Genomic DNA, 22791 nt, shown 5'->3' on the forward strand with positions numbered 1-22791 from the left:
TATGTATCATTTTCTAAAGAAGGAAAAATATATAATTAGGTGATAACTTTTATGAAACAAATTTGGCGTATTTATAAGACAGATTTACGGAATGTAGCCAAACATTGGGCTGCAATTGTTATTGTTTTAGGGTTAATGATTTTACCATCGTTATATGCATGGTTTAACATTAAAGCTTCTTGGGATCCTTACGGAAATACGAAAGGAATCCAGATTGCAGTTTCTAACCAAGATGTTGGATCAAATTTAAGAGGGAAAGATATTAACATCGGAGAAGAAATTGTAGATTCACTTAAGAAGGACAAAAATTTCGGATGGAAGTTTGTTGATGAAAAGCAAGCAATTTATGGAGTAGAGCGTGGAGATTATTCCGCAAGTATTACTATTCCAAAAGATTTTTCTGAAAAGATTGCAACAGTCTTGAATGAAAATCCACAGAAACCAGAAATTGATTACTATGTAAATGAAAAGGTGAATGCCATTGCACCGAAGATTACAGCTAAAGGTGCATCGGGTCTTACAGAAGAGGTTAGTAAAAACTTTGTTAAAACAGCAAACGGTGAGATTTTTAAAATCTTCAATGACCTTGGAATCGATTTAGAAACTAACTTACCGAGTATTGAGAAGGTCAAGGATCTTGTCTTTAAGTTAGAAGCACAGTTCCCAGAAATGAATACACTTGTGGATAAGGCATTAGATGATGCGACTCGGGCAGAAGATGTTGTGAAAGTAGCGCAAAAAGAGTTACCAGTTGTAGAAAGTGTTATGAATGATGGGCAAGAAGCGTTAGGGAATTTAGATAAATTCTTTGCGAGAAATGATGAAACATTGAAACGTGCTCCAGGAACTATTAAGAATAATTTAATTGTAATGCAACAAGGTTTAGATAGTGCGGCAGCAATTACAGATTTCTTAAAAAATCCATCATTTGATTCTAATCTGACACTTCCAGATCCGGCTAAATTCCCAGTGTTGCCTAATATAACTATTCCGCACGTACCACAAATACCAGAAATTCCAGCGTTACCGCAAGTGAATGGTGAGGGGTATAAAAATATTGCTACAAATATTGATCAAACTGTAAACAATGTTTTCAATTCTACTCGTGTTGGAACGGCATATGTGAAAAGTGTTATGGATGGGCTTCAAAATAAGGGTGTGGACCCAGCTGTAGCTCAGAAAAACGTTCAGGATGCTTCAAAACTTCTCCAAGACCGTATTGATAGTGTTTCATATTTAATTGATTTCTTTACAACTTTTAAAGAATCAGCTTCAACGGACTTTGGTAAGCAGTTCTTTGGAAACAGAGCGGAAAGTCTAAAAGTGCTTAAAAATTCTATGGTGGATGTTAATAACAGAGTTAAGCATGTAGGAAATTTAATTAGTTCGGGACAAGAAGTTAAACAAGATGTGCGAGATGGTATTAATCAAAAACTAGACACAGTGAATAATTTAGTTAATCAGGCTGAGAAGGACTATAACGCAACATTTGTAGCAGATTTCGAAAAAGCAGTAAGCACAGCTGAGCAATTGAAAAACACAGCTGAAAATGTAAAAGAAGACGCTCAGCAGTTAAGAGGGAATTTAAATCAAGATATAAAAGCAGCAAATGATTTAGTAAACCAAACAAATGAAGCATTAGACAATGGTAGAGAAAAATATGATAAGGCTGTAAATGATTACAGCAGATTAAAAACGGAGCTTGAAAAAGCAAGAGAAGACTTAAGTAACAAAGGTGTTAATGGATTAGATTCTACAAAAGTAGCCTTAAATGATTTAAATGGACAGTTCAAAGCAGGATGGAATTTAGTTAATGATATGATTCCGGTTATGGAAAGTACAAATAAAGTTTTGGGCGATGTGAATAGTGATAAAAATCTTAATGGCACAATCGCTAAGTTAAATAAAGCAAAAGATGGTTTGCAAAAAGGAATGGATTTAACTGATAAAGGAATTGACGCTATTAATAAAGGTCAAAAACCAGCAGCAGATGTTATTGAAAGTATTAATCAAGTGTCTAAAAATGTTTCGGGCCAAATTGGTGACATTTTAGCTAAATATGACTCAGAAATCACTCCAAATTTCAATGCAGCAATTGCTCGTACAAAAGAGATGTCTAAAAATACATCTCAAATTTTAGGCGAGGCAGATAAGAAGCTTCCAGATGTGAAAAAATTACTTGAAGACTCATCAAAAGGCTTAGTAGATGGTCAAAAGAAAATTGCAGATATTAAAGCTGAAATGCCAGCTACTGAGAAAAAGATTAAAGAATTAGCAAATAAAATTCGTGATTTTGAATCAGAAGAGGATATAAAAGACATCATACGCTTATTAAAGAATGATGTTGAAAAGCAAAGTGATTACTTCGCGAATCCAGTAAATTTAAAAGAGAATAAATTATTTGCAATGCCGAACTACGGTTCAGCAATGTCACCATTCTATACAGTGCTTGCATTATGGGTAGGCGCATTATTAATGGTTTCGTTATTAACGGTAGAAGTACATGAAGAGGGCGCGAATTATAAGAGCCATGAAGTTTACTTCGGACGTTTATTAACATTCTTAACGATAGGTCTTTCACAAGCGTTTATCGTATCAATGGGAGATATATTCTTACTCGGTACGTACGTAGTCGATAAGTTCTGGTTTGTGTTATTTAGTTTATTTATCGGTGGAGTCTTTGTTTGTATCGTATACTCACTCGTTTCTATTTTCGGAAACGTTGGGAAATCGATGGCGATTATTTTACTTGTACTACAAGTAGCAGGATCGGGTGGTACGTTCCCAATTCAAATGACACCACCATTCTTCCAAGCGATTTATCCGTTCTTACCATTCACATATGCAATTAGTGCAATTCGTGAAACAGTTGGCGGAATGCTTTGGGATATAGTAATAAGAGATTTACTTGTGTTAAGTGTTTTCGTAGTAGTTATGATTATTGCTGCGTTATTACTGAAAACACCAATTAACAAATCGAGTGAAAAGTTTGTTGAGAACGCAAAAGGAAGTAAAATTATTCATTAAAAATAAAAGGTTCCTACCGATAGTGGTAGGAACCTTTTTGTTTAATCAAATTTTAATTTCTTTAATGCTTCTGCGAATGGATTGTTTAATGGTTCTTCTTCTTTGTTCTGTTGTTTCATATATTTTTGGACGTCACGTTTATCAGCTTTGCTGCCGGATTCTTTTTTACGTCTCTCTTGGAATGTAGAAAGTTTCTCACGATAGCCACATTTACATGCGAAAATTTGGCCCGCTCCTTCACCACGTAGTTCTAGTTTCTTCTTACATTGCGGACAACGAGCGTTTGTTGTACGAGATACATTTTTACGATGACCACACTCACGGTCTTGGCAAACGAGCATTTTACCTTTTTTGCCGTTTACTTCTAACATCGGTTTACCGCAGTCTGGACAAGACTTCGTTGAAATGTTGTCATGTTTATATTTTTTATCACTCGATTTAATTTCAGCAACAATTTCTTTCGTATAGTTCTTCATTTCTGAAATGAATACTTCTTTCTTTAATTTTCCTTTAGCGATAGCTTCTAACTTTTGCTCCCATTCACCAGTTAGTGTAGGAGATTTCAGTTCTTCTGGCACTAAATCAAGTAACTGACGGCCTTTTGAAGTAATATGAATATCTTTACCACGTTTTTCAAGTAAGAACGAATTGAATAACTTGTCGATAATATCAGCACGCGTTGCTACAGTACCTAATCCACCAGTTGACTTTAACGTGTCAGCAAGTTGTTTGTTTTGCGTATCCATGTATTTTGTTGGGTTTTCCATCGCTGAAAGTAATGTTGCTTCATTAAAGCGTGCAGGTGCTTTCGTTTGACCTGATGTTTGGACAATTAGTTTTATGTTTAATGTATCGCCTTTTTCGATTCGAGGTAAGATTTGTTCTCTAACATCATCGATTGCATCATCATCTTCAAATCGATTTTCATAAACCTCTTTCCAACCAGCATGTAAAATCGTTTTTCCGCGTGCGATGAACGTTTCGTCACCAATTTTCGTGCGCAATGTTAGTTGTTCATATTCAAAGGCCGGGAATAAAACAGCTAAGAAACGTTTTACAACTAAGTCATAAATTTTACGTTCTTTATCTGTGAAAGCTGAGAAGTTTACATAGCTCTCTGTTGGAATAATTGCGTGATGATCACTTACTTTACTATCATCAACAAATGATTTATTAGATTTTACAGGTTTCTGCAATACTTTATGTGCTAAAGGACGGTATTCTCCAACTCCGCAAGCTTTCAGACGCTCTGGAAGTGTTCCGACAATATCAGATGAAATATAGCGTGAATCTGTACGAGGGTACGTTAAAACTTTATGCTGTTCATATAATTTTTGCATAATGTTTAATGTTTCTTTCGCAGAGTAACCAAATATTTTATTCGCATCACGTTGTAGCTCAGTTAAATCGTAAAGACCAGGAGCGAACGATTTCTTTTGTTTTTTATCAATGTCTACAACAGTAGCATTTTGCTTACTGATTTTATTCACAAGTGCATCGATTTTTTCTTTATTGAAGCTGCGACTATTTCCTTTTGTATCTTGCCAAGTTAGTTTTAATCTCTCAGCTGTTTGAGCTTCGATACCATAGTAAGTTTGAGCTTTGAAATGTTTGATTTCATCTTCACGGCTTGCAATCATGGCTACAGTAGGTGTTTGGACACGACCACAATTTAGTTGAGCATTAAAGCGAGTAGTTAATGCTCGAGTCGCATTAAGGCCGATATACCAGTCAGCCTCTGAACGTGCGACAGCAGAAGCGTATAGATTATCATATGCTTTTCCTGGTTTTAAATTTGCGAAGCCATCTTTAATTGCTTTATCGGTAACAGATGAAATCCATAGACGTTTAATTGGTTTCTGCATTTTAACTTTATCGATAATCCAGCGTGCGACCAACTCTCCCTCACGACCGGCGTCAGTAGCTATAATGATTTCATTTACATCTTTTCTAAGAAGCTGACTTTTTACAGCGTTAAACTGTTTTCCTGTTTGTTTAATAACGGTTAGTTTTAAACGCTCCGGTAGCATTGGTAAATCTTCTAAATTCCACTGTTTGTATTTTACATCATAGCTTTCTGGATCAGCTAATGTAACGAGATGACCTAAAGCCCAAGTAACAATATATTTACTACCTTCAAGATAGCCGTTCCCTTTTTTATCACATTTCAGTACACGTGCGATATCACGTGCAACAGAAGGTTTTTCAGCAATTACAATACTTTTTGCCATATTTAAAAACATCCTTTCAAATTTCCATACGTTAAATATAGCATACATCTTTGTTCTATTCAGTCTCGCGGAAGGTTTGAGTTATTTGTGATGAAATATACCGGGGAGAGTTTTACTTATGTAAATAAAAGATTTATATAAATGTCAGATTTTAAAGGGTATCCATTGACATTGTAAATGAATTTCATTTTTATTATATAAAGGCGAAAAATGGTTGAACCAGGAGAGTTAAGATCTCTATCATTCTTAAAAGGAAAGAACTTGTTATTTTATTAGAATAAGAGTAGACTCTGAAGTAGATGAATAAGTAACACATGGGAGTTTGTGGATGCAAACTGAGAGTATGACTAATCCGTCATTGACCATTTGAACCTGTTGGATAATGCCAGCGTAGGGAGAGTGTAAAAGCACATGTTCAGGCACTTTGCGTACGCGCAAAGTGCCTTTTTGTGTATCTCCCATCATTATAGTTAGGGGATGAGAAGGATGAATAGGAAAGAAATTAGTAAAGTAGTGGATTTGGTGAGAGAGTCTAATCCGCTCGTTCATAATATTACAAATGTTGTTGTAACAAATTTTACAGCTAACGGTTTGTTGGCGTTAGGGGCATCGCCTGTAATGGCGTATGCAAAAGAAGAAGTAGCAGAAATGGCTAGCATTGCTGGAGCGTTAGTATTAAATATGGGGACACTTCGTCCTGAAGAAGTAGAAGCGATGTTACTTGCGGGTAAATCAGCAAATGTGAATAATGTACCAGTATTGTTTGATCCAGTTGGTGCAGGAGCAACATCGTATCGGACAGAAGTTGCGAGACATATTCCGGCTGAAATCGATTTAGCGATTATCCGCGGAAATGCAGCTGAAATAGCGAACGTTATTAATGAAAGATGGGAAATTAAAGGGGTAGACGCCGGTGCTGGAAATGGCAATGTTGTAAATATTGCAAAACAGGCAGCGGATGAATTAAATACAGTTGCGGTAATTACTGGAGAAGAAGACGTTGTTACAGATGGAGAGCGAACTATTCTTATTCGAAATGGTCATCCCATTTTAACGAAAGTTACGGGAACTGGTTGTTTACTAACTTCTGTAATAGGAGCATTTGTAGCAGTAGAAAAGGATTATGTAAATGCAGCAGTAGCGGCATTAACTTTTTATGGTGTAGCTGCGGAACTGGCAGCTGCTAAGACAGTGGAAAAGGGACCTGGTAGTTTCCAAATTGAATTTTTAAATCAGTTAGCGAATACAACTTCAGATGATATTGAGAAGTATGGGAAGATTGAGCTTATACAGTAAGGAGGGGAACTAGATGCCGCGTATTACAAAGGCTGAAATGTCTAGATTACTATCGGTATATTTTATTATGGGAAGTAACAATTGTACGAAGGAGCCACTACAAGTATTGAGAGATGCACTTGAAGGCGGTATAACAATTTTTCAATTTCGTGAAAAGGGGGAAGGCGCTTTAACGGGAGAGAAACGTATTTGTTTCGCAAAAGAACTACAGGCAATTTGTAAGGAGTATGGTGTACCATTCATCGTAAATGATGATGTGGAACTAGCTCTTGAGTTAGATGCAGATGGCGTGCATGTTGGACAAGATGATGAAGGAATTACTTCTGTTCGTGAAAAAATGGGAGATAAAATTGTTGGTGTATCTACCCATACAATTGAAGAAGCACGCTGGGCAATTGAAAACGGAGCTGATTATTTAGGTGTTGGCCCTATTTTCCCAACGAGTACGAAAAAAGATACGAAAGCTGTGCAAGGAACGAAAGGTTTAGCTCATTTTAGAGAACAAGGAATTACAATACCGATTGTTGGCATTGGTGGGATTACGATTGAAAATACCGCTTCGGTTATAGAAGCCGGTGCGGATGGTGTCTCTGTTATTTCTGCGATTAGTTTAGCGGAATCTGCGTATGAGAGTACGAAGAAGCTAATAGAGGAAGTAAGTAAGAGTTTGTAGAAAAAAGCTATGTAGTATTAAAACGCTACATAGCTTTTGTTTGTTTTTGATATTAAAAATTAGAAATAGGGAGGAGATTGTTTGAAACGGAATAGGTTTGTAGAGTTGCAAAATGAGTTGTTTCGTTTATTTGAAAAAGGGGAATTTGATGCCGTTTATAGATGCATAGATGAAACGAAAAGGGAGTTTCCTGAAAGAATGGATAAAACGAGTTTTTGGCAAGCTTGTGCATATTCAGTGGAAGGTAAGCATGAAGAGGCAATTGCTATTCTTAATGAAGCCATACAAAGGGGAATTTGGTGGAACCCATATACACTCATGCATGATGAAGATTTAAAAGGATTACAGGATAAAATAGATTTTAAGCCGATAGTCAAAAAGTGCGAAGAGATTTTGAAGGAGCATCAGATGATGAGTCAGTCAAAATTATTTACTTATGGAAATGAAAAAGCGCAGGCAGGTATATTTTCTTTACATTGGAGAGGATCAAACATAAATGATTTTGCACCATATTGGTGTGAAGAAGAAATACTACATGAGTATATGTTAGGTTTTTCTCAATCCTCACAAATATATGGAATGAATTCTTATAGCTGGGATAATCATGAGATAGCTATAAAAGATGTTATGAAAAAATTTAATGATTTTACAAATAAATATAACTTGGAAGATATCATCATCGCGGGAGCTTCTCAAGGGGGGAATATAGCAATAGAGTTAGCGTTAAAGAATATGTTAGCGACTCAAAAGTTTATTGCGGTTATACCTGCTATTCGAGATGTAGAGGCAATTGAAAGTATCGTTATATCGAATGATATAACGAATGTGAAAGGGTATATTGTCACGGGAGATAAAGATCAATTTTATGAAAACACACTTCAAGTAATGTCTATGTTCGAGAAATATAATGTGAACTGTAAATTAATTGTGAGAGAAGGATTAGGTCATCTTTTCCCAGAGGACTTTACACAAATAGTAAAGAACATAATGGAAGAATGGACGGTTAAAAATATTTAAACAAACGTTTGATTAAAAAAGCACAAACCCTTTAAAATTTTAGGTTTGTGCTTTAATTTAAAACATAATGGAAATTAAGAGCATTCCAATTCCGATAGAAGTGAATGTTGCAATTAGGCCCGGAATCATAAAGCTATGATTTAATACATATTTACCGATGCCTGTTGTACCAGTACGATCAAAGTTAATTGCAGCAACGATTGTCCCGTAGTTTGGAATGAAGAAGTATCCATTTACTGCAGGGAACATTGCAATTAGTAAAGCTGGTGGAATACCAAGTGATAGTCCAAGTGGCATTAAAGCACGAACTGTCGCTGCTTGGCTATACAGTAAAATAGATAGAATGAATAATGCGATAGCAAATAGCCATGGTGCACTAGTCACTAAGTGCTGAATTGATCCTTGAATCATATTTAAGTTTCCGTTAAAGAAAGTATCTCCCATCCAAGCGATACCGAAAATAGCAACAACTGCTGTTGCCCCCGCTTTAAAGACGTTACCAGACACAATACTTTCTACATTTGGTTTACAGAAAATAATAATAAGAGCTGCAATAGTTAACATAACCATTTCAATTGTGTTTGGCATGGAAAGACGAGCTAACTTCCCGTCAACCATCCATCCCGGACGAAGTGCTTCAAATGAACCAAGAAGTACGACAAGGAAAGTTCCTACTAGGAACAGGATAACTGATAATTTAGCGCCTTTTGCACCCACAAATTCTTTTTTCTCTTCAAGCTTAGGAATCATTCCCTCTTTCAATCTCTTCAAGTATTCAGGGTCTTCATTTAATTCTTTTCCCATCTTACTAGCAACGAATGCAGCTACCATACAAGCGATAAAAGTAGAAGGGATACTGACTTTCAAAATATCTAATAAAGTGATTTTATAGTCGGCTAACATTGCTAAAAGTGCAACTGTTGCAGCCGATATTGGACTAGCTGTAATTGCCTGCTGTGAAGCGATAACGGCAATTGACATAGGTCGTTCAGGTCTAATTCCTGATTCACGAGATACTTCGGCGATAACAGGAAGTACAGAATAAGCGACATGACCTGTTCCTGCGCATAGTGTGAATAAATAAGTAACAATAGGAGCAAAAAATGTAATGCGCTTTGGATTTTTTCGTAATGCTTTCTCAGCAAGGTGAACAAGGTAATCCATTCCTCCAGCAGCTTGCAAAGCACCGGCAGCTGTAATTACTGCTAAAATCATAAGCATTACATCAATAGGAGGAGCTGTAGGTTGTAAGTGGAAGACGAAAACAAGTATTGCCATACCAACGCCACCCATTACTCCTAGGCCAACTCCGCCTAAGCGTGCGCCAATAAAAATGCAGAGTAGTAACGTAAGAAATTGTAGCCAAAACATGATAAACTACCTCCGAAATTCGTAAGTTAAGATATATTCGAATAGTTTAATTTGAATGAAAATTAAATGAATATCCAGAATAATCCTTGTGTTGTATACATTTTTTATTATATAACACAAGAAATGTAACATTCACGAACTTTGTTAAATTATTTCGAAAAAATAATACATTAAAACTTTATATTTACATCTTTAAATGGGTGGACATTTTAATTTTTATGTTGTAATATTTGGAAGAGAATATTTTAATTCTCATAGAACTCCCATATCGTTCAACTCGTTCAGCGAGAAAGGCAAACTTATGGAAACATGAGGACGCAAAACTACAGGGGCTAAGGTCAAACGACTATGCTAGCCAGTTACCGGACGGATAGGGTTGGTCTTGGCCGATGCTTTTTCATTGGTCTTTTTTTTATTTATAAACAAATGAGAACTGTTATCATTTATTAATAAGGTTTATATTTTAATAGTTTTACTTTATATTAAGTTAATTAAGAAAGGTGATGTTAATGAAAAAATATTGGCACAAACTATCATTTCTTCAAAAAAATGTATTGTTAACTGTGTCAGTTATTTTGACGCTTGTTGGTACTATGGGAGCGTTAAGTTTTAACATGTTTCAAAATAGTATGATGTCTATATTTGAAAGGCATTCTTTTGAAACAGGAGATACGGTGTTACATAAATTAGACGCAGAAATATTGAGAGATGTTGCAAAAGACCCAACGGCAGAAAGAGAAAAAAGAGAGAAATTAACAGAGAAATTAGATGAATCAACGAAAGAATTGAACAGTGTTGGACAAACGTATGTTGTTGGAGCGAAAAAAAATGAAAAAGGTGAGTTACAAATCGTCGGTTTGTCTACAGGTTTAGCAAATGTTGTTGAAGTAAAGCCGGGAGACTATTATAAACAACCAGATCGTTGGATGAAAGCATATAATAAAGTAATGAGCACGAAAAAAGCAAATATGACAGAAGTATATGAAGACGAATTAGGATCATGGGTAACGATATTAGAGCCAATTAAAGATGGAGAAGATAATATTGTGGCAATTGTTGCAGCTGATGTAGATGCCTCTATTGTTCCTATTACAAAGGAAAAATTCATTGTACAAGGTTTAATGTTTATTTGTATTTCTGTTTTAATTGCAACTGTTATTCAATTCTTAATTGTACGTAACGCACTTGCTCCATTGCGAGATTTACGTGAAGGATTACGCAAAGTCGGTGAAGGTGATTTAAGTATTAAATTAGAGGAAAGACCAGATGATATTGGTATTATTAATGCGTATTTTAATAATACCATCGAGAAGTTTAAAGGAATTATAGATAAAGTGAAGCAGACAGCAGAACAGGTTTCTTCATCTTCACAAGAATTGTCAGTGAGTACGAAAGAGAATAGCATGGCAGTCCAAGGAATCGTAAGTTCTATGGTTGAGTTAAGAGCTGGCGCTCAGTCACAAGAAACTTCAGTACCACAGTATTTAGGTATTGTATGTGAAATGGAAGATAAGATGGAAGAGACAACGAATGCTGCAAAACAAATGGCGAAAGAGTCTGAAGGTATGGAGCATCATTCAGTAAAAGGAAATGGTGTTATTGAACAGACGATTAATCAAATGAACATAATACAAAATACAGTACAAGATTTATCTTCTATCATTTATTCTTTGGAAACAAGATCAAAAGAAATTAGTGATATTGTAACAGTAATTACAGGTATTTCAAATCAAACTAATTCGCTAGCTTTAAATGCTTCTATTGAAGCTTCGCGTGCTGAGGAAACCGGAAGGGGATTTGCCGTTGTTGCTGATGAAGTGCGTAAATTAGCAGAGCAGACGGAAGCATCAGCAAAAGATATAGCAAAATTAATAGGGGAAACACAAGCTGAAACGGAAGAAGCTGTTGTTTCAATGCAAAAAGCTTCAAAAGAAGTAGAATCTGGAATTAAACTTGTTCAAAGTAGTGGTGCTTTCTTTGAAAAAATTTCAAAGTCAGCACAATCTGTTACAAATCAAGTTAGAGTTGTTTCTAGCAATTCAAGTGATATATTGCAAAATAGCCAAAATATTGTTCGTGTTGTAAATGAACTATCACTTATCGCAAATACGTATGCGAATAGTGGTAGTAATATTGAAGAAAGTATGAAAGAACAGGAAATGTCTGTACAAGATATTGCTGAATTAGCTAGTTCTTTAAGCTGGCTTTCACAGGAGTTACAAGAGTTAATTGGGGAATTCAAAAGTTAAATGAAATGATTATACATGCTTTTGTTTGTTCAATAAAATAAATCATGCTACAATGAAAACGAATTAAGAACCGGGGAGCCAATTGGCTGAGAGGATGTAAGTATACATCGACCCTCAACCTGATCTGGATAATGCCAGCGTAGGGAGTTACTTTAAAGTGATGTAGCATAAGTTATTATAGAATAACTTGTATACAAGGCTTTCCTACATGGTAGGAAAGCCTTTTCTTTTTTTGAAAACATATTTTGTAAAGGGGATTTTATTATGTCACAACAAGTTACAATTTCATTTTCAGTAGTACCACAAGCGAAGAATAAAGATGTGTATTCCGTTGTTGATAAAGCAATTGAAGTTGTACAACAATCGGGAGTTCGTTATGAAGTAGGGGCAATGGAAACAACGTTGGAAGGAGAATTAGATGTACTTCTTGACGTCATTAAACGCGCGCAACAAGCTTGCGTCGATGCTGGAGCAGAAGAAGTAATCACTTCTATTAAAATTCACTATCGTCCAAGTACGGGCGTAACGATTGACGAAAAAGTTTGGAAGTACCGTGATGAATATGCAAAACCAGAAGCGATCTAAAATAATTACAACAATTTGGCTTATCCTTCTCATTGCTATATGGGAAGGATCTGTTTCATTATTTAAAATTGAGCCGTGGATTTTACCGAAGCCGTCTGCAATTGTGCAAGAGCTAATTGGAATGAAAGATTTACTATTACCGAATACAGTGCAAACGTTACAGGAAGTAATAATTGGGTTGTTTTTTGCAATTATACTTGGGACGAGTATTGCTATCATTATGGATGTTATCCCTTTATTTCGGATTTTAATGAATCCGTTGCTCGTTATTTCGCAAACAATTCCCATCGTTGTGCTCGCTCCATTATTTATTATTTGGTTTGGGTACGGGATGTTGCCAAAAGTAATGGTTGTTATTCTTGTTTGTTTCTTCCCAATTGCGCTTAGCATTTTAGAAGGTTTCCAAACGGTAGATAAAAATATGCTGAAACTGTTACAAACAATGAAGGCAACGAAATGGCAAGTTTACCAGAAAGTAAAGTTTCCAGCAGTACTCCCATACTTTTTCTCAGGTTTAAAAATTGCAGTTACATATAGCGTAATGGGGGCAATTATCGGAGAATGGCTCGGTGCAAGTGAAGGGTTAGGGGTTATGCTTACGAGAGCGACAAAATCCTTTTTAACTGCTCGAGTATTTGGTGTTGCAGCGATTATCGTCATGGTGACATTATGCCTGTACTTTATTGTTGAATTTATGGCAAGAATAACAGCACCATGGATATACAGAAAGGGCGGCAGAAAATGAAAAAAGGTTTAAAAATTATGTTAGCTGCATTATTAGCAGTTGGTGTTGTCGGATGTAATCCGGCGAAGAAAGAAGAAAGTTCAAGTAAAGATAAAAAAGTAAAAGTCGTTTTAGATTGGTTTCCAAATACGAATCATACTGGCTTATATGTAGCGCAAGCGAAAGATTATTACAAAAAGCAAGGGCTTGATGTAGAAATTATCCAGCCTGGTGATAATGTAACGGCAGAGCAGATGATTGCTTCTGGGAAAGCAGACTTTGCGATAAGCGCACAAGAAAATGTAACGTTGGCTCGTGTAGAAGGTATTCCTGTTGTATCTGTAGGAGCGATTATTCAGCATAATACCTCTGCTTTTGCATCGCTAAAAAAAGATAATATGACGTCACCGAAAGATTTTGAAGGTAAACGTTATGGCGGCTGGGGAGGACCAGCAGAAGAAGCGACGTTAAAAACGATTATGGAGAAACATCAAGCTGATTTTAATAAAGTCGAAAAAATTATTCTTGGACAAACGGACTTCTTCAAATCAATCGGTCGTGATGCAGATTTCGAATGGATTTATTACGGATGGGATGGAATTGAAGCGAAGCGTCAAGGAAAAGAGTTAAATACGATTATGGTGAAAGACTTAGATCCAGCGCTTGATTTCTATAGTCCTGTTATTATTACAAGTGAAAAACATACGAAGCAAGATAAAGATTTTGTGAAAAAGTTTATGACTGCAACGACAGAAGGTTATGATTTTGCAATTAAAGAACCGAAAGAAGCTGCGGATATTTTAATTAAAGCTGTTCCAGATGTGAATAAAGAATTAGTGAAAGAAAGTCAAAAGTGGTTAAGTACAAAGTATCAAGATGATGCAAAAGCGTGGGGAGTACAGAAGGAAGAAGTTTGGACGAATTACATGAATTTCTTATATGACAACAAAGTTATTAAGAAGAAAATTGATGTGAAAGATGCCTTTACAAATGAATTCCTTCCAAGTGAAAAATGAGTGGATTACTAATAAAAGAGGTTGTAAAAGCTTTCGATGGAAAGAATGTATTAAAAAATATTAGTGCTTCTATACAAGAGGGGGAATTCGTCTCTTTTGTAGGTCCAAGTGGTTGTGGAAAAAGCACTTTGTTAAATATGATCGCGAGTGTTGAAGAGCCAACGAGTGGAGAGGTATTTTATAACGAGGAACATGTGACAAAACAAGATGTTGTAAGTTATATGCCGCAACAAGATTTATTACTACCGTGGCGATCGGCTTTGCAAAATATAGTACTTCCATTAGAAATTGAAGGAAAGCCGAAAAAACAAAGGTTAACAGAGGGAATGGAAGCATTAAAGCAGTTTGAGCTAGATGAATATGCAGACCATTATCCAGATGAACTGTCTGGTGGTATGCGTCAAAGAATTAGTTTTTTGCGCACATATTTATGTGAAAAACCAATTATGCTACTTGATGAGCCTTTTGGAAAATTAGATGCCTTTACAAAAATGGAAGTACATAGTTGGCTTTTAAACTCTTGGCACCAAGAGAAGCAAACAATCGTTATGGTTACACACGACTTAGATGAGGCAATCTTGCTTTCTGATCGCGTATTTATTTTATCTCAAAGACCAGCATCAATAGTTGGTGAGGTACAAGTGAAATTACCTAGACCACGAACGATGGATATGTTGACATCACTTGAGTTGAAGAAGGATAAGGAAGAAATTCTGAGAGTGTTAGCTCCTTATATGAAAAAATAGAAAAAGTCTTTTAACAGTTTTTGGTATAATCGCTGTTAAGAGGCTTTTTTATATAGGGGGAGAAAGATGAAATCTATAGAGAAAATGGTCGATTCATTAACAGCTGATAATCTTGAAGAAGGAAAGGTTTTATTAAAAAATCATATTTTATTAATGAAGTATGGTATGGAACGCCATGAATTAAAAGAAGAAGAAATGACAAAAATTTTAAAGTGGGTTCAAGGTCGAGATCAATTGAGAGAAGATGTTCCAGAATTACGTGATTTACATTTAGTTAAAAAGTTTCAAGCGGTATTAGATGAATTTATTCATTCTATAATTTCAAATGGTTATGTAGAAGACGCAGTAGAAATTTTAGAGAGTGTATTAAAAAGTATGGGGGCAGTCGCTCATATTGTAAAAATTATGTTTGTCGGCAAAATGACAGTTAATAGAAATTCTTTAGAAATGGTAGAAGTATTAAAGCGAGAGTGCTACAACTTAATGGAACAGCGTGCTGCTGTCGGATTACATGCTCAAATCTTTCACGTTTTAGGTTTTGTGCATTCAATTCAGTTTGATTTAGAAGAAAGATCACAGGAACATGGACGAACTGTAATAGGCTTTTTAACGGATTTTAAGACGAAGGAATTGAAATCTGTACAACAATTTCAAAACGAAGAGCATATTTCAGAAGTGAAAAATATGGTTAGTAAAGAGTATGGGATAGAATTACAAAGAAGAATTTATATTTGGAAATCGTTAACGCTCATCTTTACAAGTCCATACGCATTAGAAAAGATGTATAAAGAAATTTACGCAGAATATGAAAAAACTGAGAAGGAACAAAAGAAAAAATAGAGAATAGAATATAAGAGAGTAGTTTATACTCTTAATATAACAAATGTTAAAGGAGTGAAAGGATAAAATGACTTTATCAACTGTTCTTCAAATGGTTTTAGCTTGATATGGGAGAAGTCTGCCCATTTTTAACAAATAAGCTAAATTGAAGACAGCAGGTAAAGAACCTTAATCCTTTCTTACGATAATATGTAATGGGTAAGGTGTATTCACCTTACCCATTTTTTATATGTATAACTAAATAAGGCTTTATACTGTTGTTCTCTCTATTTAGCTTATGGATCATAAGAAAAGGAGAGAGAAAAAATGAGTATATTAACAGTAGAAAATGTAAGTCATTCATATGGTGAGAAAACCATTTTATATAATACATGCTTTCGATTATTAAAGGGTGAACATGTTGGGCTAGTAGGGAAAAATGGAATTGGAAAATCAACATTATTACGCTTGTTAACAGGAGAACTTATACATGATGATGGGAAAATTGAATGGTTTCCACATGTGAAGATTGGCTTTTTACAACAACATATAGATTTGCAAGAAGGTATAACAATTGAAGAATACTTGCAAAGTGCGTTTTCTAATCTGTATGAGTTTGAACGTGAAATGTTAAAACTTACAGAAGAGATGGCTGGAGCAGGAGAAGTAGGGAAATTGTTAGTAAGGTATGGAGAGTTACAAACTATATTGGAGAATTCTAATTTTTATCAAATTCATACAGAAATTGAAGAAGTAGCGATTGGCTTAGGGTTGTTTGAAGTAGGAATGGAAAAGGATGTTTCAAAGTTAAGCGGTGGTCAACGGACAAAGTTATTACTTGGTAAACTCCTTTTAGAAAAAGCTGATGTTTTATTATTAGATGAGCCAACTAACTATTTAGACACAGCTCATATAGAATGGTTGCAATCATATTTACAAATGTATGAAAAAGCTTATATTATCATTTCGCACGATGAAGTATTTTTGAACAATATTACGAAAGTTATTTACCATCTAGATGAGCGCACAATTAAGCGCTATGTAGGTGATTATAATAGTTTTGTGCGTAATTATGAACTGCAAAAGAAACAATTACAGGCAGCATATACGAAACAGCAAAAGGAAATTGCACATTTAGAGAGCTTCATTCAAAAAAATAAAATTCGTAAAGCGAAACAAGCAAAAAGTCGTGAAAAAGTATTAGAGAAAATGCAAAAGGTTGAAAAGGTTAACTATGTACCTCGCGCTCGTTTTGATTTTAATGTTTATACTGAGCCAGTGAGTCGTATATTACAGGTAGAGAAACTGAAAATTGGTTATGGTGAACCGTTATTTTCGGAATTGGATTTTCAAGTGAAAAAAGGGGAAAAGATTGCGATTATTGGTCATAATGGGATTGGAAAAACAACAATGTTAAAAACATTACTAGGACAAATAAAACCGTTAGGCGGTTCAGTTTCTATTGGGGAACGAGTAAAACCCGCTTATTTTGCACAAGAGGAATTTTCCTCAGAAATAACTGCACTAGAGAGAGTATGGGCAGGAAGGCCAGACATGACAAGAAAAGAAATCCGACAAGCATTAGCAAAGTGCGGATTGAAAGAAGAACATGTATTAAAACCTATTCAATTATTAAGTGGAGGAGAACAAACAAAAGTACGGTTATGCGAACTTATCGTAACTAAAAGCAATGTTTTAATTTTAGATGAACCAACTAACCATTTGGATACAGAGACTAAGAGGGCTTTACAGGAAGCGTTAAAACAATATAAAGGTACGGTTTTAATTGTTTCACATGAGCCTTCTTTCTATGAAGCGTGGATAACGAAAATATGGAATATCGAAGAATGGAACGTTTAACAATATGAATAAAGAAAAGGCATTAGCTTTTATGAGCTAATGCCTTTTCTTTGTGATTAACATGATTTTCGAAAATTCTTACATGAGAATTGTATGAAGAAGCACTCTTATGGTGCGCTTATATAAGAAGGAATGTGACCATTTTTTTATACATTATTAATTTTATATATCGTTTAAAAGAATTTTCGGTGAATTTATAGAGTCAATTTTGAATGACGTAGCAGGATGATGAAATTTCATGTAAAATAATAGTAAAAATATGTAAAGGAGGGGATAGTGTGGATGTGTTTTTGAACATTGCTGAGGAAAAAATTCGTCAAGCGATACGGAATGGTGATCTTGATAATATTCCGGGACAAGGAAAACCACTACAATTAGAAGATCTTTCAATGGTACCTCCAGAATTAAGAATGAGTTATAAAATCTTGAAAAATGCAGGCATGATTCCACCAGAAATGGAATTGCAAAAAGATATATTGAAAATAGAGGATTTAATCGCTTGTTGTTATGATGAAGCAGAGAGAAAAAAATTACAAGAAGAGTTAACAGCAAAAACACTACGCTTTCAGCAGGTAATGGAAAAGAGAAAGATTAAAGATAGTTCAGCATTTCGTATGTATCAAGATAAAGTATTTCGTAAATTACGTTAAGAGGGATAAGATGAATAAATTTGAAACGATAGAAGAATTAGCACTATATATTGAAAAACAACAATTGGTACTTCTATTTATTAAAACGGAAAATTGTGGCGTTTGTGATGTTATGCTACGGAAAGTAAACTATGTATTAGAGAATTATGATTACGTAGAGAAAGTAGAAATATTACTACAAGACATGCAAGAGATTGCAGGGCGATATGCGATATTTACAGGACCGACAATTTTATTATTTCATAATGGAAAAGAGATTCTTCGTGAATCGCGCTTTATTTCGCTTGAAAATCTAGAGAGGACTATTCAATTATTCGAGGATTAAGGGAGGCTTTTATATGGAATTTATTATTGTCATACTATTATTTGTTGTAGTTGGAACAATTGTAACAGCAGTTCGATCAAACAAAAAGAAGGTAAATCTTACGAAACAAAATAACATTCATAATTCATCTAACAGCTCATCACCATTATTTTTCTTTGCTGGATCTGATAATGATAGCTCGCACGGAGGTTCACATGATTGTGGAGGGTCTTTCGGTGGAGATAGCGGAGGCAGCTGCGATGGTGGTGGAGGTGGCGGTGATTGATGAGAATACGCCCTATAGGGGGCGTATTTCTTTTTAAACAAACGTTTGATTAGTTGGCTTACATATGCATAAAAACAGTTAAACAAACGTTTGTTTAAATACTTTTAATATACTAAGGGGAATGGAAATGAAAAGGGAACCGAAAGTGAAAAACAAGGGGAAAGTAATGTTATTTTTATTAGCTGCGGGAGGCTTATTTCTTGTTAAATTAGGATTTAAAATTGGAATAATACATATGATTCGAACGTGGTTTGAGAATACGTTTTCTTAAATAAGGAATATAGCCTCTTGTAATAGAGGTTTTTAATTTGTTATTATTAGACTGAATGGTCGGTTTAAAGAGGTGTGAATATGAGAAGAAGTGCAGAAGAGATAAAGAAAGAAATTGCATATAAAGTAGAAAGTTTGTTTTCACAGCAGGGCTATGCAGCTACATCTATGGAAGAGATTTGTGAAATTACAGAGCGAAGTAAAGGCAGCATTTATTATCACTTTAAAAGTAAAGAAGAATTATTTTTATTTGTAGTGAAACAGCATACGTATGATTGGCTTGAAAAATGGAATGAAAAAGAGAAGTTGTATAGTACTAGTACTGAAAAACTATATGGTCTCGCGGAATATCATGTAGAGGACATACAGCAACCAATTTCAAATGCAATAGAGGAATTCTCTATGAGCCAAGTTGTAAGTAAAGAGATCTTGGATGAACTATTAGCTTTAACAAGAGAATCATATGTTATGTTCGAGAAACTAATTGAAGCAGGCATACAGTCTGGAGAGTTTCGTGAAGATAATACGCGCGATCTTATGTATATTGTGAATGGATTATTATCAGGGCTTGGAGTACTTTACTACGAGTTAGATTATAAAGAGTTGAAACGTATTTATAAAAAGGCAATAGATGTATTGTTAAAAGGAATGGCAGCTGAATAATAGGTCAGTTGCTTTTCTTACAAATTAAATTAGACCGAACGGTCGGTTTATGAAAGGGGAATGAAAATGAACGATTTATTTAAAAACCGAGCATTTATGCTCGTTATGGCGTCTGATATTTTACAACAATTTGCAATTTGGATTAGAAATATGGCTCTTTTGTATTTCATAATGGAGCGAACGAATAATGACCCGGTTTCTGTTTCGTTGTTATCAGTTATGGAATATGCACCTATTTTTATTTTCTCGTTTATCGGTGGTGCGCTAGCTGATCGCTGGAATCCGAAAAGAACAATGGTCGCTGGAGATGTATTAAGTGTACTGTCTATTATAGGAATTGTCCTGTTGTTAAAACTGGATTATTGGCAGGCTATATTTTTTGCAACACTCATTTCCGCGATTGTAGGTCAGTTTTCTCAGCCATCATCTTCGCGTATATTTAAGCGCTATGTAAAAGAAGAACAGGTAGCAAATGCGATTGCATTTAACCAAACATTACAGTCATTATTTCTGATTTTTGGACCAGTGGTAGGATCGCTTGTGTATACACAACTTGGTTTATTTACGTCACTATATAGCTTAATCATTTTATTTTTGTTATCTGCTATCGCTCTTTCATTCTTACCAAAATGGGTTGAAAAAGAGCAAGTGGTGAGGGATTCATTAAAAAATGATATAAAAGAAGGTTGGAAATATGTCCTTCATACGAAAAATTTACGTATGATTACGATCACTTTCACCATTATGGGCTTAGCTGTTGGATTAACAAATCCATTAGAGGTGTTTCTTGTAATGGAACGTCTTGGAATGGAAAAGGAAGCAGTTCAATATTTAGCTGCAGCTGATGGAATAGGTATGTTAATTGGTGGTATTGTTGCTGCAATTTTCGCTTCAAAAGTGAACCCGAAAAAGATGTTCGTATTCGGTATGGGCATATTAGCGATATCATTTTTAGTAGAAGGGCTATCTACATCATTTTGGATTACCAGTTTCATGAGATTTGGAACAGGTATTTGTTTAGCCTGTGTTAATATTGTTGTCGGTACGCTTATGATTCAACTTGTACCAGAAAATATGGTTGGAAGAGTAAATGGGACGATTTTACCGTTGTTTATGGGGGCAATGTTAATTGGAACCTCACTAGCTGGAGGATTAAAGGAGCTGACCTCACTAGTTACCGTATTTTGTATAGCAATGTTACTTATTTTATTAGCAATAGGTCCGGTTTTACGTATGCAAATAAAGAAAGAAGATGTTGTTAATCGAGAGGAAATGACGAATTCATTGGTTTCGAAATAGCTATTGCAAGGGGGCTGAATTGCTCCTTTTTTCATGGCGATCTTTTGACAATGAAATGTACCGACTATATACTAATGTTGTAAAAACGATTTTACATGTTAGGAGAAAAGATGTGAAAAATCAAATTTATGAATTACGCACTGAGAATAATATTTCACAAGGTGCATTAGCTGATAAGTGTAAAGTTTCAAGACAGACGATAAATGCAATTGAGAATAATAAATATGATCCAAGCTTAGCGTTAGCTTTTCGTTTAGCGGAAGTATTAGGAACAACTGTTGATAAACTATTTTTGTATAAGATGTAGCGTCTTTCATAGTGGGGCGCTATAAGAAAAAGATCCTCTTCTTATGTGAAGAGGATCTTTTTCTTATAGCGTTTTAGTTTTTGGACTAGGTGGTGTAACAGATGTATCATTTTCAGGGACTTTAGTTAATAGGAATCCACCTATAATAAACAATACAATAATACTAAGGACACCAGCGTTCGTTTTTCCTGTTAATTGCGTTGTGACACCGACTAATACTGGACCCATAATGGCTGCGAATTTACCAAAGATATTATAAAATCCGAAGAATTCATTAGCGGATTCTTTAGGTACTAGTTTTGCAAAATAGGAACGACTAAGTGCTTGAATACCACCTTGAGAAGTGGCAACTAACATTGCTAAAATCCAGAAATCGAGTGTTGTTTTTAAGAAATAAGCATATGTGCAGATAATGATATAAATAATAATACCGACATATAGCATTTTTTTACCTGTAAATGTTTCTGATAATTTTCCGTATAATAAAGCGAATGGACAAGCTACAATTTGTGTGACAAATAAGATGATTAATAGATTAGTTGCACTAATACCGAGATCTGTTCCGTAAGCGGTAGACATAGTAATAATTGTATCGACCCCGTCAATATAGAAAAAGTAAGCTATTAGGAACATAAATACAGTTTTATATTCTTTAATATTTTTAAAAGTATCAGCAAGGCGCTTGAAGCTCATTGCAATTGGTCTTGGGTGGCGTTCAATATAGTGTGTTTGCTCTACATTTTTTAGCATTGGAATTGTAAATAACCCCCACCAAAGTGCTGTTATCGCGAATGAAATTTGACTAGCGATGCCAACAGATAAAGGAATAGTTCCTTTTTGAGCAAGAATAATAAGAGCGATACAACCGATAAAAGGGATAGTACTCCCAATATAGCCTAAAGCGAAACCTCTCGTAGAAATTCGGTCCATTCTATCTTTAGAGGTAACATCTACTAAAAATGCATCATAAAAAATATTTGCTCCAGCAAAGCCAACTAATGCAAGCATATAGCATCCTAGTAATAAGTACCACTGAGATGTTGGCACAACTGCTAGCATACTTGTAAATACGATGCCAAGTCCAAAAAAGAATGTGAAAAATCTTTTTTTAAACCCTTTATAATCAGCAACTGTGCCGAGAATAGGAGCAAGTATAGAAATTAAAAGTGTAGCGAACGAGTTTGCATATCCCCAATAGGCTGTTGAAGTTGCACCAGATAGTCCAGCTTCTTTTGCAGCTGCCTTAAAGTAAATTGGGAATAATGCAGTTGTAATGACGAGCGAATATACGGAGTTCGCCCAATCGTATAATATCCAGCTTTTTTCTTGTCTGGACATTTTTTTCATATAGTGTTCCCCCTTAAATTTGTTCTACTAACAGTGTACAAAAATAAAAAT

21 protein-coding genes and 3 riboswitches are annotated in these 22791 nt (G+C 35.1%); of the genes, 18 read left to right on the plus strand and 3 right to left on the minus strand.

Features of this window, described 5'->3' with window-relative positions; all coding sequences use genetic code 11:
- Window positions 1-51 precede the first annotated feature (51 nt).
- Window positions 52-3027, plus strand: a complete 2976-nt coding sequence (locus LUS72_RS02185) for a YhgE/Pip domain-containing protein (protein WP_264448555.1) — start codon at window positions 52-54, stop codon at window positions 3025-3027.
- Window positions 3028-3068: 41 nt separating this feature from the next.
- Here LUS72_RS02185 and topB read toward each other — a convergent pair whose 3' ends face one another.
- Window positions 3069-5258 carry a DNA topoisomerase III gene (gene topB, locus LUS72_RS02190; protein WP_264448556.1) on the minus strand — a complete coding sequence of 730 codons (2190 nt, stop codon included), beginning with the start codon at window positions 5256-5258 and terminating at the stop codon, window positions 3069-3071.
- Window positions 5259-5562: 304 nt separating this feature from the next.
- Window positions 5563-5672, plus strand: a riboswitch (TPP riboswitch).
- A 72-nt stretch (window positions 5673-5744) separates the two neighbouring features.
- Between topB and thiM the strand changes: the two genes are divergently transcribed.
- The 3 genes from thiM to LUS72_RS02205 all read left to right on the plus strand — a co-directional run bounded on the left by thiM (window position 5745) and on the right by LUS72_RS02205 (window position 8244).
- On the plus strand, window positions 5745-6554 hold the full coding sequence (gene thiM, locus LUS72_RS02195; protein ID WP_264448557.1) for a hydroxyethylthiazole kinase: 810 nt from the start codon (window positions 5745-5747) through the stop codon (window positions 6552-6554).
- A 13-nt stretch (window positions 6555-6567) separates the two neighbouring features.
- Complete coding sequence (thiE, locus tag LUS72_RS02200; RefSeq protein ID WP_097828943.1) at window positions 6568-7227, plus strand: thiamine phosphate synthase; 660 nt, start codon at window positions 6568-6570, stop codon at window positions 7225-7227.
- 81 nt (window positions 7228-7308) lie between these two features.
- Complete coding sequence (locus LUS72_RS02205) at window positions 7309-8244, plus strand: alpha/beta hydrolase (protein ID WP_264448558.1); 936 nt, start codon at window positions 7309-7311, stop codon at window positions 8242-8244.
- Between the two features lie 57 nt (window positions 8245-8301).
- Here LUS72_RS02205 and LUS72_RS02210 read toward each other — a convergent pair whose 3' ends face one another.
- On the minus strand, window positions 8302-9615 hold the full coding sequence (locus LUS72_RS02210) for an anaerobic C4-dicarboxylate transporter family protein (RefSeq protein ID WP_000498716.1): 1314 nt from the start codon (window positions 9613-9615) through the stop codon (window positions 8302-8304).
- A 282-nt stretch (window positions 9616-9897) separates the two neighbouring features.
- A riboswitch (cyclic di-GMP riboswitch) is annotated at window positions 9898-9982 on the plus strand.
- A gap of 142 nt (window positions 9983-10124) precedes the next feature.
- Here LUS72_RS02210 and LUS72_RS02215 point away from each other — a divergent pair.
- The 14 genes from LUS72_RS02215 to LUS72_RS02280 all read left to right on the plus strand — a co-directional run bounded on the left by LUS72_RS02215 (window position 10125) and on the right by LUS72_RS02280 (window position 21393).
- A complete protein-coding gene (locus tag LUS72_RS02215) occupies window positions 10125-11864 on the plus strand; it encodes a methyl-accepting chemotaxis protein (protein WP_264448560.1) in 1740 nt (579 codons plus the stop codon).
- A 61-nt stretch (window positions 11865-11925) separates the two neighbouring features.
- Window positions 11926-12027: riboswitch (TPP riboswitch) on the plus strand.
- A gap of 101 nt (window positions 12028-12128) precedes the next feature.
- The gene (locus LUS72_RS02220) at window positions 12129-12449 is read left to right on the plus strand and encodes an MTH1187 family thiamine-binding protein (protein ID WP_000082898.1); all 321 of its coding nucleotides are present in this window, start codon (window positions 12129-12131) and stop codon (window positions 12447-12449) included.
- A complete protein-coding gene (locus tag LUS72_RS02225) occupies window positions 12421-13194 on the plus strand; it encodes an ABC transporter permease (RefSeq protein WP_002139486.1) in 774 nt (257 codons plus the stop codon). The genes LUS72_RS02220 and LUS72_RS02225 overlap by 29 nt, the downstream gene beginning before the upstream one ends.
- A complete protein-coding gene (locus tag LUS72_RS02230; RefSeq protein ID WP_264448563.1) occupies window positions 13191-14189 on the plus strand; it encodes an ABC transporter substrate-binding protein in 999 nt (332 codons plus the stop codon). Before LUS72_RS02225 ends, LUS72_RS02230 begins: the two co-directional genes overlap by 4 nt.
- Entirely contained in the window at window positions 14186-14935 is a 750-nt protein-coding gene (locus LUS72_RS02235) for an ABC transporter ATP-binding protein (protein WP_097828939.1), read from the plus strand. The genes LUS72_RS02230 and LUS72_RS02235 overlap by 4 nt, the downstream gene beginning before the upstream one ends.
- Before the next feature lie 66 nt (window positions 14936-15001).
- Window positions 15002-15775, plus strand: coding sequence for a hypothetical protein (locus LUS72_RS02240; RefSeq protein WP_097828938.1), 774 nt, complete (start codon window positions 15002-15004; stop codon window positions 15773-15775).
- A gap of 306 nt (window positions 15776-16081) precedes the next feature.
- Complete coding sequence (locus LUS72_RS02245; protein ID WP_097828937.1) at window positions 16082-17614, plus strand: ABC-F family ATP-binding cassette domain-containing protein; 1533 nt, start codon at window positions 16082-16084, stop codon at window positions 17612-17614.
- A 278-nt stretch (window positions 17615-17892) separates the two neighbouring features.
- Complete coding sequence (locus LUS72_RS02250; protein WP_000382366.1) at window positions 17893-18264, plus strand: DnaJ family domain-containing protein; 372 nt, start codon at window positions 17893-17895, stop codon at window positions 18262-18264.
- 10 nt (window positions 18265-18274) lie between these two features.
- On the plus strand, window positions 18275-18589 hold the full coding sequence (locus tag LUS72_RS02255; RefSeq protein ID WP_097828936.1) for a thioredoxin family protein: 315 nt from the start codon (window positions 18275-18277) through the stop codon (window positions 18587-18589).
- A gap of 13 nt (window positions 18590-18602) precedes the next feature.
- Window positions 18603-18854: a hypothetical protein gene (locus LUS72_RS02260; RefSeq protein ID WP_060486913.1), complete on the plus strand. Its 252-nt coding sequence runs from the start codon at window positions 18603-18605 to the stop codon at window positions 18852-18854.
- A gap of 127 nt (window positions 18855-18981) precedes the next feature.
- Window positions 18982-19125 carry a histidine kinase gene (locus LUS72_RS02265; protein ID WP_097828935.1) on the plus strand — a complete coding sequence of 48 codons (144 nt, stop codon included), beginning with the start codon at window positions 18982-18984 and terminating at the stop codon, window positions 19123-19125.
- A gap of 80 nt (window positions 19126-19205) precedes the next feature.
- Window positions 19206-19787 carry a TetR/AcrR family transcriptional regulator gene (locus tag LUS72_RS02270; RefSeq protein WP_097828934.1) on the plus strand — a complete coding sequence of 194 codons (582 nt, stop codon included), beginning with the start codon at window positions 19206-19208 and terminating at the stop codon, window positions 19785-19787.
- Between the two features lie 66 nt (window positions 19788-19853).
- Window positions 19854-21086, plus strand: coding sequence for an MFS transporter (locus LUS72_RS02275; RefSeq protein ID WP_264448565.1), 1233 nt, complete (start codon window positions 19854-19856; stop codon window positions 21084-21086).
- Window positions 21087-21141: 55 nt separating this feature from the next.
- Complete coding sequence (locus LUS72_RS02280; protein WP_002078892.1) at window positions 21142-21393, plus strand: helix-turn-helix transcriptional regulator; 252 nt, start codon at window positions 21142-21144, stop codon at window positions 21391-21393.
- Window positions 21394-21456: 63 nt separating this feature from the next.
- Here the strand turns inward: LUS72_RS02280 and LUS72_RS02285 are convergent, their stop codons facing one another.
- The gene (locus tag LUS72_RS02285) at window positions 21457-22740 is read right to left on the minus strand and encodes an MFS transporter (RefSeq protein WP_264448566.1); all 1284 of its coding nucleotides are present in this window, start codon (window positions 22738-22740) and stop codon (window positions 21457-21459) included.
- Between the last annotated feature and the right edge of the window lie 51 nt (window positions 22741-22791).

It is taken from the genome of Bacillus cereus, from assembly GCF_025917685.1.
GTDB lineage: Bacteria > Bacillota > Bacilli > Bacillales > Bacillaceae_G > Bacillus_A > Bacillus_A cereus_AT.